This window comes from Stenotrophomonas sp. YJH_SMC_119, from assembly GCF_059368315.1.
On record NZ_JCAFRP010000002.1, the window covers coordinates 268,778 to 282,518 of the forward strand.

Here is a 13,741-nt window from a genome sequence, read left to right on the forward strand (position 1 = left end):
GTCAGGCTCAGGCGCTACGGTAGTTGTCGACCATACGATAGCGTTTCGCGTACCAACCGAAGGCCAACGCCGCGACGAAGGCGAAACCGGCGAAGAAGAACATCAGGAATGCCGCCTCGCTCAGGCCCGTACTGGCGATCTTGTGGGTCACCGCATCGTTGCGCACAGCAGCGTTGGACAGCAGCACCCACAGGTTGCCGATGGTGGTGGTCAGGTTCCAGAAGCTCATCACCACGCCCTTCATCGCCTGCGGCGCCTGGCTGTAGGCGAACTCCAGGCCGGTGGCCGAGACCAGCACCTCACCGAAGGTCAGCAGCGCATACGGCAGCATCTGCCAGAAGATCGACATGGCATTGCCACCATCCATCACCACCTGGATGCCGCCGACCACGATCCAGGCCAGGCCACTGAAGGCGATGCCGGCGGTCATGCGGCGCAGCGCGGTCGGCTCGAAGCCGAAGCGGCGCAGGGCCGGGTACAGCACCAGGTTGTTGAACGGAATCAGGATCATCACCAGCAGCGGGTTCAGCGCCTGCATCTGCGAGGCGGTGAACCAGCTCGGCATCTGCATCTGCTGGCCCTGCAGGACCCAGGTCGAGGCCTTCTGGTCGAACAGCGAGAAGAACGGCGTGGTCAGCGCGAAGATCACCAGCACGCGCAGCACCGAGCGCACGCCTTCAACCGCTTCGGCCGGATGCTGGCCACGGGCGCGATCGAGCTGCAGCCAGGTGCCACCGCCGATGCCCGCCAGGATCGACACCAGCGCCAGGCACAGGCAGATGACGATGCCCAGCGAGCCGACCAGGCCGAACGAGGCCGCTGCCAGCACCAGGCCGAGCACGGCGATCACCAGGCCCGGACGGCCCTGGCCGGCCACGCGCGTGGTCAGTGCGGTACGCACCACGTTGGCGAACGAATGCGGGTCCTTCGGCGGCAGCGGTACCAGCACGTAGCGCTTGCGACCCAGCCAGAACACGAAAGTGGCGATGAACATCAGGATGCCCGGGATGCCGAACGCCCACTGCGGGCCCCAGTTCTTCAGCACCAGCGGGATCAGCAGCGAGGCGAACAGCGAGCCGAAGTTGATGATCCAGTAGAAGGCGTCGAAAACGATCTTGGCCAGGTGCTTGTTGCTCTGGTCGAACTGGTCGCCCATGAACGAGGCCACCAGCGGCTTGATGCCACCGGCACCCAGCGCGATCAGGCCCAGGCCGAGGAAGAAGCCCTCGCGGCTGTTCTCGAACAGCGCCAGGCACAGATGGCCGGCACAGTAGACCAGGCTGAACCAGAGAATGGTGTGGTACTTGCCGAAGAACCTGTCGGCCAGCCAGCCTCCGAGCAGCGGGAAGAAATACACGCCGATCATGAAGCTGTGCATGATGTCCTTGGCTTCACCGGCACGGCCTTCCGCAGTGATTTCCTGCAGCAGCAGCGAGGTGATCAGGAACTGCACCAGGATGTTGCGCATCCCGTAGAAACTGAACCGCTCGCAGGCCTCATTGCCGATGATGTACGGGATCTGGCGCGGCATCTTTCCCTGGCCGGCGATGGGGGCAACTGCGTCGTGGCTCATCCTGTAAGGCAATCCTGCAAAGCGAAAGGCGCAAGGTTACCGGAAGCGGGGCTTGCGAAGCACGCTGCAGGGCTGCATGACAACGGTGCCAATCCGTGGCAGGCAACGTCACTACATGCCGGAAGTCACGGCACCTGCACGACAAAAGCGTAAACTTATCGTTATGCGCCCCCTCGCCCACGCCCGTCTCCTGCTCAGCTGTCTCGTGCTGCTGCTGGCGTTGCAGGCACAGGCGCGGCCGCAGGCACCGGCCGCCGCCAGCGGTGAGGCCGAGCCCCGGCAGCTGACCGTGGCCGCGCTGGAATTGCCCAGCCGCGATGATGCGCAGTGGAAGCAGCGCCGCGAACAGGTGGCGCACCTGCTCACCGAGCTGCAGCCGGACGTGATCTCCGTACAGCAGGTGCTGCAGCAGCAGGGCCGCAATCCGGCCTGCTGGCTGGCCAGCCGGCTGCGCTACAGCTGCGACTTCGTTACCGCCGATCCGCCCAGCCAGCCGTTGCGGCACGGCAACGCGATGCTGACCCGGCTGCCGGTCAGCGAGGATGGCGTGACCCTGCTGCACCCACCCGGCACCTTCAGCGCCGCCGGCATGATGCGGCTGAAGCTGGGCCAGGCGCTGGTAAACATCTATGTGGCACGGCTGCGCCCGGACCCGGACGAGGCCACTGCCCGCCAGCACCAGACCAGCGACCTGATGACCTGGATCGGCGCCACCGCCGAGGGCATGCCCAGCCTGATCGCCGGTGATTTCTCGGCAACCACCGTCGAGCTCGTGCGCAGTACCCCGGGGTTCCAGCCGGCCCGGCGCAATCCGGGTGGCCGCCCCGAGCCGCCGGCGGCCAGCGGCGGTGGCGCCAGTGGTCATGGCCTGGACGTGCTGTTCCAGGTCAAGCACTTCGGCGGCATCCGCCAGCAGCCGATCCTGCTGCCGGCCGACGGCGACCTGCCGGGCCTGCGTCTGGGCGTAATGGCCACCCTGCGCCTGCAGGGCGATGCGGCCACGGCCGAATAGGTAGTGCCGGCCGCTGGCCGGCATTCCAGGGCTGCCGGCCAGCGGCCGGCACTACCAATGCGGAAAACAAAAAGGCCGGGGTTTCCCCCGGCCTTTTCTGTTCATCCTGTTACCACGATCAGGCAATCGCTTCCTGGTAACGGCGCTCGACTTCGTTCCAGTCGATGACGTTGAAGAACGCGCCGATGTATTCCGGGCGGCGGTTCTGGTACTTCAGGTAGTACGCGTGTTCCCACACGTCCAGGCCGAGGATGGGGGTGTTGCCTTCCATCAGCGGGCTGTCCTGGTTGCCGGTGCTCTCGACCACCACCTTCTTGTCCGGAGTCACGCTCAGCCAGGCCCAGCCGCTGCCGAAACGGGTCAGCGCTGCCTTGGTGAAGGCGTCCTTGAACTTGTCGAAGCCGCCCAGGTCCTTGTCGATGGCCTTGGCCACGTCGCCCACCGGGTTGCCGCCCGCGTTCGGTGCCATCACGGTCCAGAACAGCGAGTGGTTGGCATGGCCGCCACCGTTGTTGCGCACCGGACCCTGCAGGTTCTCCGGCAGCGACTTGAGCTTCTTCACCAGTTCTTCGACCGGCAGGTCAGCGTACTCGGTGCCTTCCAGCGCCGCGTTGACGTTGTTGATGTAGGTCTGGTGATGCTTGGTGTGATGGATTTCCATCGTCGCCGCATCGATATGCGGTTCCAGCGCGTCGTAGGCGTAGGACAGCTTGGGCAGGGTATAGGCCATGATGCATCTCCTGATTGCGAGGGCACCCGACGGTGTCGGGCGTTGCGCGGTGAATGATGGGGACAGACCGCCAGATTACCAAGGGGGATGTAAAGGAAATTGCGTCCTGCCGGTGAGCACGACGGCAATTGTTACGCAGCGGTGACGCGGCGCCGTCCTCATGCACCGTGCAGCGCGCAGGCGCTACAGTGCGAGCACCACCCTCGCCCGCTTCCTTGCCCATGCGCAACCCCCGGCTGCTGATCACCGCCATCGCCCTGCTGCTGCTCGGCCTGGTCGTCAACCATTTCATGCAGCGCCCGCCGGCGCCGCAGTTCGCGCCGGACCTGCAGGGTGCGACTGCCGCGCGCGCACCGGCCACGGCCACGCCCGGCAAGGGCAACGGTCTGCCCGCCTTCCTGCCCGCCGAAGCCCTGCAGACGATCGCGCTGATCCAGCGCGGCGGGCCGTTCCCGCACCGCCAGGATGGCAGCACCTTCGGTAACCGCGAACAGCAGCTGCCGCAGCGTCCGCGCGGTTACTACCGCGAATACACCGTGGACACCCCCGGCGCGCGCACCCGTGGCACGCGCCGCATCGTCACCGGCGGCGATCCGCCGGAGGCGTGGTACTACACCGACGACCACTACGAATCGTTCCGCAGCTTCACCGTACCGGCCCAGGGAGCGCAGTGATGAGCCACGATGATTTCGGCCTCGGCCTGCATGACATCAACAATGCCGGCGTCTACGCCATCGACAGCGACGACATCGGCGCACTGGCCGCAGCGATGCGCGATGCCGGCCTGAAGGTGATCCGCATCGACCTGGAAGGCGTCGCCGACAAACGCACCCTGCTCGCCCGGCTGGCGGCGCAGCTGGATTTCCCGGCTGGCTTCGGCGGCAACTGGGATGCACTGTCGGACAACCTTCGTGATCTGCAATGGCTGCCGGCCGACGGTTACGCGCTGTTCCTGGCCGACGTGGATACGTTGCGCGCCTCCACACAGAAGGATTTCGACACGTTGCTGGACGTGATGGACGAAGCCAGCCGCGACTGGGTCGGCCGCGACGTGCCGTTCTGGGTGTTCCTGTCGCAGAGCGCGTAGGGCAATGCCCTGGTAGAGGCCGACCTTGGTCGGCGTTCCTGTGCCAACCAAGGTTGGCACCTACCCAAGCGCGAGCCGGCCAGCGTGTGGCGCGCGCGCCTTGCCTAGCGGCTCCCGTTATCTTCCTGCAGCTCTTTCTTGAACGGAATGTCCGGCGGCGGCCGTGCCACCGCCGGCTGGTCCTGCATGTTCGGATTGGTGAGGCCGCAGCCGCCACCCGCCTGCAGGATCGAGATCACGCAGGAGATCTTCGTACCGGTGCCCGGCAACGGAATCTCCATCGACTTGATGCCCTTGCGCACCCATTCGGCCAGCAGTGATTCCTGCGGCACCCAATACTTGTCGAACGAAGTCGGCGTGTAATCGTACGGCGGTCGCTTCAACCAGGTGCCAGACTGCGCGATGCGCTCCTTGCTCCAGCCATCGTTGGCGCCACCTGGGGCACCACGTTCGGCGTGACCGCCGCCTTCCTGCCCCGGCACGCGCACGCTGCCGTCGGCATTGAACAGGCCATTGCCCTTGCCGGCGGCACTGGCCTGGCTTGCGCCCCTGCTGGCGCCGTCGTGGTTGCGGCTCGACGCGCCCCAGTCGTCGCCCTTGGCAGGCGTAGCCCAGTTGCCCGGGTTGGGAGCCGGACGCGCGCCGGCCTGGGCCGGTGTCGTGCTGGAGGCGGATGGCCGTGGCGTGCTGCTGTTGGCCTGGGTTGCAGTGCTCCTGGCCGCAGGCGCGGGCGTTGCCGCTGGCGCGCTGCCACTGGACGTTGAAGGCGCCGCCGCGGGTGCCGACGCAACTTCGCGCTCGCGCACCTGCAGGTCACGGCCTGCCGGCGCACGCACGGTCGGCTCGCGCCCGGCCACAGCAGCCATCCGTACCTGCGGATCGACCACGGCCTGCACTTCGCGCTCGCGCACCTGCACATCGCGCTGCGGCACACGGACCTGTACATCGGCCGTGCGCAGCGGCTGCGATATCGCCGGTGCATCGACCGTACTGATTTCACGCTCCTGCACCGGGATGTCACGCAGCTGCGGCGTCCGCACCGCGATCTCCGGCGCACGCAGTGCGGCCGGGGCCGGCGGCGCCTGCACCGGCTGCACGCTGCGCTCGCGCACCGTCGGTACCGTGTCGCGCGGCACGATGCTGATCTCCGTGCGCGGCACGCTGACAGGTGGCACCACGAAATCCGTACTGGCCTCGGCTACTTCGGTGGCCTGCACCGGAGACGGCGGCGGTGCCGCGACCGGCGCCGGCTCGGATTCGGCGGGCGGCGGCGGCACGCTGGCCACTGCAGCCGGAGCGGGTGCGGACGCAGCTGCCGACGCGGACGCCGGACGCGGCTCAGGTGCCGTTGCGGCCCCTGCGTTCTGGCCAGCTGCAACCTGGCCCGGCGGTGCAGCGGCCGCCGCTTCCGCACCTGGCTGATCGCCGCCGCCCTCCCGGGTAGCGCGACCGACGAACTCCACCTGCACGCGCTCGCCCTCGGCGCCTTGTTCTTCCGGTGCCGAGGTGCGGATCACTGCCACCCATAGCAGCAGCATGAAGAACAGCAGATGCAGCAGCGCACTGGCCAAGGCCGAGACCCAACGCATCCAGCGCTGGTCGCGCGGCGCAGCATCCCAGTCCTGCCAGAACAGACGGCGCATCGCTTGCCAGGGTGACAACCGGGGCAACTGCCCGGGTGGCCCTGGCAGCGGACGCGGCAGCAGCACCGAGATCAACTCGCTGGCGTGCAGCGGCCGCGGCAACGGACCGAGCGAGCGCAGCCACAGCGCCCAGCCATACGGCAGGCGCGTGGTTTTCTCGAGGACGGCCCTGGGCTGCTGGCGGGCCAGCAGCAGGTCGATGAACTGCTCGGCCCGGGTCAGAGGCACGCGTCAGCGATCAGGCGGCGTTGCCGCGAGGGATATACGGCGCGTGGCCACTGTCGTGGTCGGTCGCGTCGCGCACGGCGGTCACGCCCGGCACGCGGCCCATCAGGGTCTTTTCAATGCCCTGCTTGAGGGTCACGTCGGCCATGCCGCAGCCCTGGCAACCGCCACCGAAGCGCAGCAGCACCACGCCTTCGGCCGAAACTTCCTGCACGGCCACCTTGCCGCCATGCGAGGCCAGCTGCGGATTGATTTCGTTTTCCACCACCCAGTGCACGCGCTCGACCAGCGAGGCGGCATCGCCGGGCGCTTCGCCCTTGATGCGCGGTGCCTTGATGGTCAGCTGCTGGGTACCGGCACTGCCGGCGACGATGTCGATCTCGGCGCCATCGAGCCAACCGACGCTGCCAGCATCAACATAGAGCGTGAAACCGTCGCAGTCCACCGCCCACTCGTCGCCGAGCAGGTCGGTCGGTTCGGCGAACTCCAGCCGGGCGTCGGCGCGCGGGGTGCCGGGATCGACCGCGCTCAAGCGCACACCCATGCCGGGCACGCCCTCGCGTTCGATCAGCTTGCGGAAATGGGTCTGGGCAGTGTCGGAGATCTGGATCATCAGGCTATTCTAGCCAAGTAAGCGTCAGCCGCTCATTCGATTTATACACCGTCCGGCGCATTGTTCAGTCAACACGAGGTGGAGATTCCCATGGCCGACCTGATTCCACTGGCCCAGGCCCGTTGCGTGCCGCGCAAAGGCAGCGACCACAAGCTCGGTGAAGCCCGCCTGGCCGAACTGCTGCCGCAGATTCCCGGCTGGGAGCTGAGCGAGGGCGGACAGGCCCTGACGCGCACCTTCCGCTTCAAGGATTACTACGCCACCATGGCCTTCGTGAACGCGCTGGCCTGGATTGCCCACCGCGAGGACCACCATCCGGACCTGGGCGTGCACTACGACCGCGCTGTGGTGCGCTTTTCCACCCACGACGTGGGCGGCCTGAGCGAGAACGACTTCATCTGCGCTGCGAAGACTTCGGCCCTGACGGAGCAACTGCCATGAACGTACGCTTGCTGAGCCTGTCCCTGATTGCTGCGACCGGCCTGGCCGGTTGTGGCCCGTCGGAACCGCCGGCACCACCGCCGCCGCCGCCGACCGAAGTGGCCGCGGTGAAGACGCCGCCACCGCAGTACCCGCTTGAACTGGCCTGCATGGGCGTAGGCGGCACCAGCACCTTCAAGGTGACCATCGGCACCGACGGCAAGCCAAGCGAGGTCGCCCTGTTGACCGGCGCCGGCAACCCGCAGCTGGACGAACTGGCCAAAACGGCCGTTCAGGGCTGGCAGTTCAAGGCCGCCACCCGCAAGGGCGCTGCCGTGCCGGCCACCATCCAGGTGCCGGTCAGCTTCAACCCGCCGCAGCCGAAGCCCGATCAGTGCTTCGCCATCGAAGAACGCCTGCGCCGCGGCGGCTGATCGCGCGCGCCCCGACGAGGCCAGCCGACGCCCGCCTCGCCCTCCCCGCCCCGGGCTCATCCGGGGCGGCTGTCTGTTGACCAGGACCGCGTCGGTACATGCTGCAGATTCCCCCCGAAAATGTCTGGATCGCACTGGCGGTCACCCTCGCGGCCGGCCTGGCCACTGCCATCGGCAGCCTGCTGGTGCTGTTCTCGCGCCGCCCCAATCCGCGCCTGCTGGCGTTCGGCCTGGCCTTCGCCGGCGGCGCGATGGTCTACGTGTCGCTATCGGAAATCCTCAACAAATCCATCGCATCGTTCGCCCTGGCCTATGGCGAGCGCACCGGCTTCACCTACGGCACGCTGGCCTTCCTGGCCGGCGTGATCGTGATCGTGCTGATCGATCACTTCATTCCCAATCCGCATGACAGCCTGGACAAACAGGACCCTGCGTTCCGCGAGAACAGCCGCGAGTACCTGAAGCGGGTCGCGCTGCTGACCTCGGTGGCGATCACCGCGCACAATTTCCCGGAAGGCCTGGCGACCTTCTTCGCTACGCTGGAAAGCCCATCGGTGGGCATGCCGCTGGCCTTCGCCATCGCCATCCACAACATTCCCGAGGGCATCGCGATCGCGGTGCCGGTGTACTTCGCCACCCAGAACAAGTTCTATGCGTTCAGCGCCAGCCTGCTGTCCGGCCTGGCCGAACCGGTCGGCGCGACACTTGGCTACTGGCTGCTGTCCGGATCACTGTCGCACGCCACCTTCGGCTGGGTGTTCGGACTGATCGCCGGCGTGATGGTATTCCTGGCGCTGGACGAGCTGCTGCCGGCAGCCAAGCGCTATGCCAAGGGCCACGAGACGGTATATGGCCTGGTGGCCGGCATGGGCACCCTGGCGATCAGCCTGGTGCTGTTCAAGTGGTGAGGGGTTCCCGGCCAACGGGCTGAGCCCCCTCGCGGCTGGCACGTTCCGCAGTATCGAGAGGTCACGGGCGGGGCCGGCTTGCAGGGGACGCCGTGAACCCGTCCATGGGGGCTTGTCCGCGGCATCCATGCCGCAGACACCCCTGCAAGCCGGCCCCGCCCGTGCCCCGTCATTCTTCCGTGCACGCCAGCCGCGCGATGAAAAGATTGAAGAGCGAAGCGCGCGCTGCGCGCGTGAGTCGAGTACGACTCGAGTCTACAAAGGCTGCGTGCGGGTATGGGCCTACGCTGCGGATGTCCGGGTCCGCCTTGTAGCGAGCCGAGCACCGCAGGTCCGGCGAGGGCGAAGAGGCGCGGGTGTCTGAGCGCTGCGAATGGCGCCGACCAAGCGCCCGGCGCCGCCGAACTGCCGTCAGCGCAGGCGGTCCAACGCCTCGACCAGCTCATCGGCCAGCGGCGCGTTCAGCACATACGGGCTCTTGCCGTCGTCCAGCGCGAACTCCAGCGAGGCCGCGTGCAGGAACAGACGCTTCAGCCCGATCTGCTCACGAAGCCGCTTGTTGACCGCCGGATCGCCGTATTTGTCGTCGCCGGCCACCGGATGCCCCAGGTGCTGGGCATGCACGCGGATCTGGTGGGTACGGCCGGTCTCGATGCGCACCTCGCAATAGGAATGGCCGCCGCGGCGCTCCAGCACCCGGAAGTGGCTGATCGATTCCTTGCCGATCGCGTTGACCTGCACATGGCGCTCGCCGCCCTGGCGCAGGCCGACATGCAGCGGCGCATCGACCGTCATCACCCCGTCGGGCATGCGCCCGGCCAGCAGGGTCAGGTAGCGCTTGCGGATGCCGGCGCCGTGGTCTTCACGCAGCAGCGCCTGCAGTTCGCTCAGCGCCGAGCGCTTCTTGGCCACGATCAGCAGGCCCGAGGTGTCGCGATCCAGCCGGTGGACCAGCTCCAGGGTCTGCCCCGGGCGCAGCGCGCGCAGGGTCTCGATGGCGCCGAAGCTGATGCCGCTGCCGCCGTGGCTGGCCACGCCGGTGGGCTTGTTCAGGGCCAGCAGGCGCGCGTCCTCGAAGACGATGGCCTGCTCCAGCCGGCGCATGAATGCCTCCGGGGGACCCACCTTGTCTCCCTCTTCGGTGAGACGAACCGGCGGCACGCGCACTTCGTCGCCCGCCTCCAGCTTGCGCTCGGCCTTGGCGCGGCCGCCGTTCACCCGTACCTGGCCACTGCGCACCAGCTTGTAGACAAGGCTGCGCGGGGCACCCTTCAGCTGGCCGAGCAGGAAGTTGTCCAGGCGCTGGCCGGCGCGGTCGGCGGGAACGGTGATCATGCGCACGGAAGGCTTGTCGCCAGCGGGCTTGGTGGGGTCTTGGGCGGTCATCAGGCTGTTTATTCTGTTACACTCGGGGGGCGAGATAAGGGATTGATTTCGTTGGAAGTTACTCAGGGCCAGAAGCCCAGCTTCCGACGAATCCGGCACAGTGCGCGACCACCGCCCGCGGGGCGGCCATGTTAGCGGCTCACCGGCCTTCCCGGCCATCGCCGGATGCCTGACACGCAACCGTGCTGAACATGTCCCGCGTGGCGCTCCAGCCTGGCTGACAGCTGCCTGCGGCCCTGCAACACCCAAAAACCATAAGAGTGAAGCGCTCCCGCGGCCTGCCGTGGTGTCGTAGCGCTGGAAACCCAAGCCGCCCTCCCCGCGCTTGCGCGAATGGGCGGCGAGCCGTGTCCAGAGGCGAAACCCCATGGCGTTCCGCGCGGTAGCCGCTTGCGAGGAACGCAACAATGAAGCGAATGCTGATCAACGCCACGCAGGCTGAAGAGCTGCGTGTTGCCATCGTGGATGGCCAGTCGTTGTATGACATCGACATCGAACAGCCGTCGAAGGAACAGAAGAAGTCCAACATCTACAAGGGCCGGATCTTCCGCATCGAGCCCTCGCTGGAAGCGGCCTTCGTCGAGTACGGCGGTGGCCGCCATGGCTTCCTGCCGCTGAAGGAAATCTCCCGCGACTACTTCCAGGCCGGTGTCGACCACAACAAGGCCGGCATCCGCGAGCTGCTGAAGGAAGGCCAGGAGATCGTCGTCCAGGTCGACAAGGAAGAGCGTGGCAACAAGGGCGCCGCCCTGACCACGTTCATTTCGCTGGCCGGCCGCTACATGGTGCTGATGCCGAACTCGCCCAGCGCCGGCGGTGTGTCGCGCCGCATCGAGGGCGAAGACCGGGCCGCGCTGAAGGACGCCCTGGACAAGCTGAACATCCCCGACGACATGGGCGTGATCATCCGTACCGCCGGCGTCGGCCGCGATGCGGAAGAGCTGCAGTGGGACCTGGACTACCTGCTCAATGTCTGGCGCGCCATTGCCGAAGCGGCACTGAGCAAGCCCGCCCCGTTCCTGATCTACCAGGAATCGCGCCTGATCGTGCGCGCCCTGCGTGACTACCTGCGCGCCGACATCGGCGAGATCCTGGTGGACACCGAGGAGATGTACGAGCACGCCCGCGAATTCATGCAGCAGGTGATGCCGCAGACCCTGCGCAAGCTCAAGCACTACAAGGACGACATTCCGCTGTTCAACCGCTTCCAGATCGAATCGCAGATCGAAGGCGCCTACGAGCGCAACGTGCGCCTGCCGTCGGGCGGCTCGATCGTGGTCGACCAGACTGAAGCGCTGACCGCGGTCGACGTGAACTCCTCGCGTGCCACCAAGGGCAGCGATATCGAGGACACCGCGTTCCAGACCAACCTGGAAGCGGCCGAGGAAGTGGCCCGCCAGCTGCGCCTGCGTGACCTGGGCGGCCTGGTGGTGATCGACTTCATCGACATGGCCTCCAACAAGCACCAGCGCGAAGTCGAGAACCGCCTCGCCAACGCGCTGAAGTACGACCGCGCGCGCGTGCAGGTCGGCCGCATCTCGCGCTTCGGCCTGCTGGAAATGAGCCGCCAGCGCCTGCGCCCGAGCCTGGGCGAGTCCAGCCAGATCGTCTGCCCGCGTTGTGACGGCCACGGCCGCATGCGCAGCGTCGAGTCGCTGTCGCTGTCGATCATCCGCGTGGCTGAAGAGCATGCGATGAAGGAGAACACCGGGCAGGTGCTGGTGCAGGCCCCGGTGGAGATCGCCAATTACCTGCTGAACGAGAAGCGCAGCGCCCTGCGCGAGATCGAACAGCGCCACGAGGCGCCGATCGTGATCGTCGCCGACGAGCAGCTGCACACCCCGCACTACACCGTGACCCGCCTGCGCGAGAACGAGCTGGGTGAAGAAAGCAGCAAGCCCAGCTACCAGCGCGGCACCCCGCGCAAGCTGCCGGTGCACGCGCTGACCAAGGGCCAGCTGAACATCCCGCCGCCGGCGGTGACCCAGGTCAAGCACACTTCCCCGGCCCCGGTGCGCGAGGAAGTGGAGCCGGCCGCGGCCGCTCCGGCCCCGGTCGCTGCAGCGCCGGTTGCGCCGGCCCCGGCGGGCGGCGTGATCGGTTGGCTCAAGCGCGTGTTCGGTGGCGAACCGGCGCCCGCGCCGGCACCGGCCGCCCCGGCTGCACGCCAGCAGCAGGACGGCGGTCGCAAGGACCGCAACAAGGATCGCAACAAGGACCGCAAGGACCGTCGCGACGACAATCGTGGCAATGGCAACGCGCAGCAGCAGAAGGATGGCGGCAACCGCAAGGACCGCGGCGAGCAGCGCAAGGACGGCCGCAACGGCAACAATGGCAATGCGCAGCAGCAGCCGCAGCAGGGCAAGCAGAAGGAGCCGCAGCACAAGGATGGCCAGCAGCCGCCGCAGCAGCAGAACAAGCCGCGCAACGAGCAGCAGGGCCAGAACCAGAACCAGCAACCGAAGCTGAAGCAGCCCAAGCAGCCGCGCCCGCAGCAGCAGGACGGTGACAAGCCGGCCGAGAAGCCGCAGCGCAATGCCGCCGAAGCACCTGCCGAAGCCGCGACCGCAGCTGCAGCCGTAGCCGCTACGGCCGTCGCCGCCAATGGGGTGAACGCGCAGGAAGCCACCGCGCCTGTCGCCCCGGTCGCCCCGGTGGAAGCGGCCGCACCGGTCGACACCGCTGCCAATGCGGCCAGTGCGACCGACGTGGTTGCAGTTGCCGGTGAAGAGGCTGCAACCGACGCCAATGGCGAGCAGGCTGGCGAAGGCGCAACCCGCCGTCGCCGTGGCCGTCGTGGTGGCCGTCGTCGTCGCCGCGGTGGCGCCGAAAACGCCGCCGGCAGCGACGCCCTGGGTGATGACCAGGACGAGGGTGATGACGGTGATGACGCCGACGGCGCCGAGCCGAACATCGACAGCACTGCCGGCACTGCGCCGGTCGCGGCTGTGCAGCCCACGCGTTCGCAGCCGGAGTTCGACTTCGATGACGAAGCCGAGCCGGTCGCTGTCGAAGCCGAGAAGCCAGCCCGTGCTGCCGCCGCTGTTGTCGCCGCGCCGGTTGCCGTGGTGAGCAGCGCTGTGGTCGAAGCCGCCGCCCCGGTCGTGGCTGAAGTGCAGGCACCGGTCGAAGCTGCGAAGACCGAAGCGGTGTCCTCGCCGGTGCAGACCAGCATGCTCGATGCCATCGACGCCGCGACCCCGGTCCAGCCGGTCGCCGCTGCCGCACCGGTCGCCAACGCCACTCCGGTGGTGGACGCTGCTGCGTCGGCCATCGAAGCAAAGCCGGTTGTGGCTGAAGCGGCCGCGGTGGTTGAAGCCGCTCCGGTGATCGAAGCGAAGCCGGTCGCAGTCGAGGCCGCGCCGGTCGTGGAATCGAAGCCGCAGGTGGTTGAAGCAACCCCGGTGGTTGAAACCAAGCCGGTAGCCAGTGAGAGTGCCCCGGTGGTGGAGGCCGCCCCGGCCGTTGAAGCCACGCCGGTCGTCGAGACTGCGCCGATCGTGGAACAGCCGGTCGCTCCGGTAGCGGTCGAAGCCGCACCGATCGAAGCCGCCGCCCCGAGCGCTGATGCGGTGGTGACGCCGTCGATCGATCCGGTCGCCGATGGCCATGCCGACGCTGCAGCCCAGGCTGCAGAAGCCAAGGCTGATGAAGAAGACGAAGAGGCCGCCAAGCGCACGCCGCCGGCGAACTGATCGCTCCTTGATAGC

Annotated in this window: 12 protein-coding genes; 7 read left to right on the top strand and 5 right to left on the bottom strand. The window is 67.6% G+C overall.

The genetic code is table 11. The features are described 5' to 3' along the window. Window positions 1-7: 7 nt before the first annotated feature. Complete coding sequence (locus tag AC5P6S_RS05545) at window positions 8-1,573, bottom strand: POT-type proton-dependent oligopeptide transporter (protein ID WP_005413967.1); 1,566 nt, start codon at window positions 1,571-1,573, stop codon at window positions 8-10. Window positions 1,574-1,736: 163 nt separating this feature from the next. Here AC5P6S_RS05545 and AC5P6S_RS05550 point away from each other — a divergent pair, with 163 nt between their 5' ends. Next, a complete protein-coding gene (locus tag AC5P6S_RS05550) occupies window positions 1,737-2,585 on the top strand; it encodes an endonuclease/exonuclease/phosphatase family protein (protein WP_043034725.1) in 849 nt (282 codons plus the stop codon). Between the two features lie 118 nt (window positions 2,586-2,703). On the opposite strand, the gene AC5P6S_RS05555 is transcribed toward AC5P6S_RS05550, so the two are convergent. Beyond that, the gene (locus AC5P6S_RS05555) at window positions 2,704-3,315 is read right to left on the bottom strand and encodes a superoxide dismutase (protein ID WP_005410310.1); all 612 of its coding nucleotides are present in this window, start codon (window positions 3,313-3,315) and stop codon (window positions 2,704-2,706) included. 221 nt (window positions 3,316-3,536) lie between these two features. Between AC5P6S_RS05555 and AC5P6S_RS05560 the strand changes: the two genes are divergently transcribed. Both AC5P6S_RS05560 and AC5P6S_RS05565 read left to right on the top strand, forming a co-directional pair. Beyond that, the gene (locus AC5P6S_RS05560; protein ID WP_005410311.1) at window positions 3,537-3,989 is read left to right on the top strand and encodes a guanyl-specific ribonuclease; all 453 of its coding nucleotides are present in this window, start codon (window positions 3,537-3,539) and stop codon (window positions 3,987-3,989) included. After that, on the top strand, window positions 3,989-4,402 hold the full coding sequence (locus AC5P6S_RS05565) for a barstar family protein (RefSeq protein WP_005410312.1): 414 nt from the start codon (window positions 3,989-3,991) through the stop codon (window positions 4,400-4,402). Before AC5P6S_RS05560 ends, AC5P6S_RS05565 begins: the two co-directional genes overlap by 1 nt. 104 nt (window positions 4,403-4,506) lie before the next feature. Here AC5P6S_RS05565 and AC5P6S_RS05570 read toward each other — a convergent pair whose 3' ends face one another. Together AC5P6S_RS05570 and AC5P6S_RS05575 are read right to left on the bottom strand one after the other, a co-directional pair. After that, a complete protein-coding gene (locus AC5P6S_RS05570; RefSeq protein WP_076739319.1) occupies window positions 4,507-6,273 on the bottom strand; it encodes a hypothetical protein in 1,767 nt (588 codons plus the stop codon). A gap of 10 nt (window positions 6,274-6,283) precedes the next feature. After that, window positions 6,284-6,883: an NfuA family Fe-S biogenesis protein gene (locus AC5P6S_RS05575; RefSeq protein ID WP_005410314.1), complete on the bottom strand. Its 600-nt coding sequence runs from the start codon at window positions 6,881-6,883 to the stop codon at window positions 6,284-6,286. A gap of 90 nt (window positions 6,884-6,973) precedes the next feature. Here AC5P6S_RS05575 and AC5P6S_RS05580 point away from each other — a divergent pair, with 90 nt between their 5' ends. The 3 genes from AC5P6S_RS05580 to zupT all read left to right on the top strand — a co-directional run bounded on the left by AC5P6S_RS05580 (window position 6,974) and on the right by zupT (window position 8,645). Then, window positions 6,974-7,324, top strand: a complete 351-nt coding sequence (locus tag AC5P6S_RS05580; protein WP_005410315.1) for a 4a-hydroxytetrahydrobiopterin dehydratase — start codon at window positions 6,974-6,976, stop codon at window positions 7,322-7,324. Then, window positions 7,321-7,737 carry an energy transducer TonB gene (locus AC5P6S_RS05585; RefSeq protein ID WP_024956635.1) on the top strand — a complete coding sequence of 139 codons (417 nt, stop codon included), beginning with the start codon at window positions 7,321-7,323 and terminating at the stop codon, window positions 7,735-7,737. Before AC5P6S_RS05580 ends, AC5P6S_RS05585 begins: the two co-directional genes overlap by 4 nt. A gap of 98 nt (window positions 7,738-7,835) precedes the next feature. Then, a complete protein-coding gene (zupT, locus tag AC5P6S_RS05590) occupies window positions 7,836-8,645 on the top strand; it encodes a zinc transporter ZupT (RefSeq protein ID WP_099473675.1) in 810 nt (269 codons plus the stop codon). Between the two features lie 411 nt (window positions 8,646-9,056). Here zupT and AC5P6S_RS05595 read toward each other — a convergent pair whose 3' ends face one another. Further along, on the bottom strand, window positions 9,057-10,031 hold the full coding sequence (locus tag AC5P6S_RS05595; RefSeq protein ID WP_012480803.1) for an RluA family pseudouridine synthase: 975 nt from the start codon (window positions 10,029-10,031) through the stop codon (window positions 9,057-9,059). A 407-nt stretch (window positions 10,032-10,438) separates the two neighbouring features. On the opposite strand from AC5P6S_RS05595, the gene AC5P6S_RS05600 reads away from it, so the two are divergent. Next, window positions 10,439-13,726 (top strand): Rne/Rng family ribonuclease, encoded by a 3,288-nt coding sequence (locus AC5P6S_RS05600; protein ID WP_495204511.1) that lies wholly within the window; start codon window positions 10,439-10,441, stop codon window positions 13,724-13,726. The last annotated feature ends 15 nt before the right edge of the window (window positions 13,727-13,741 follow it).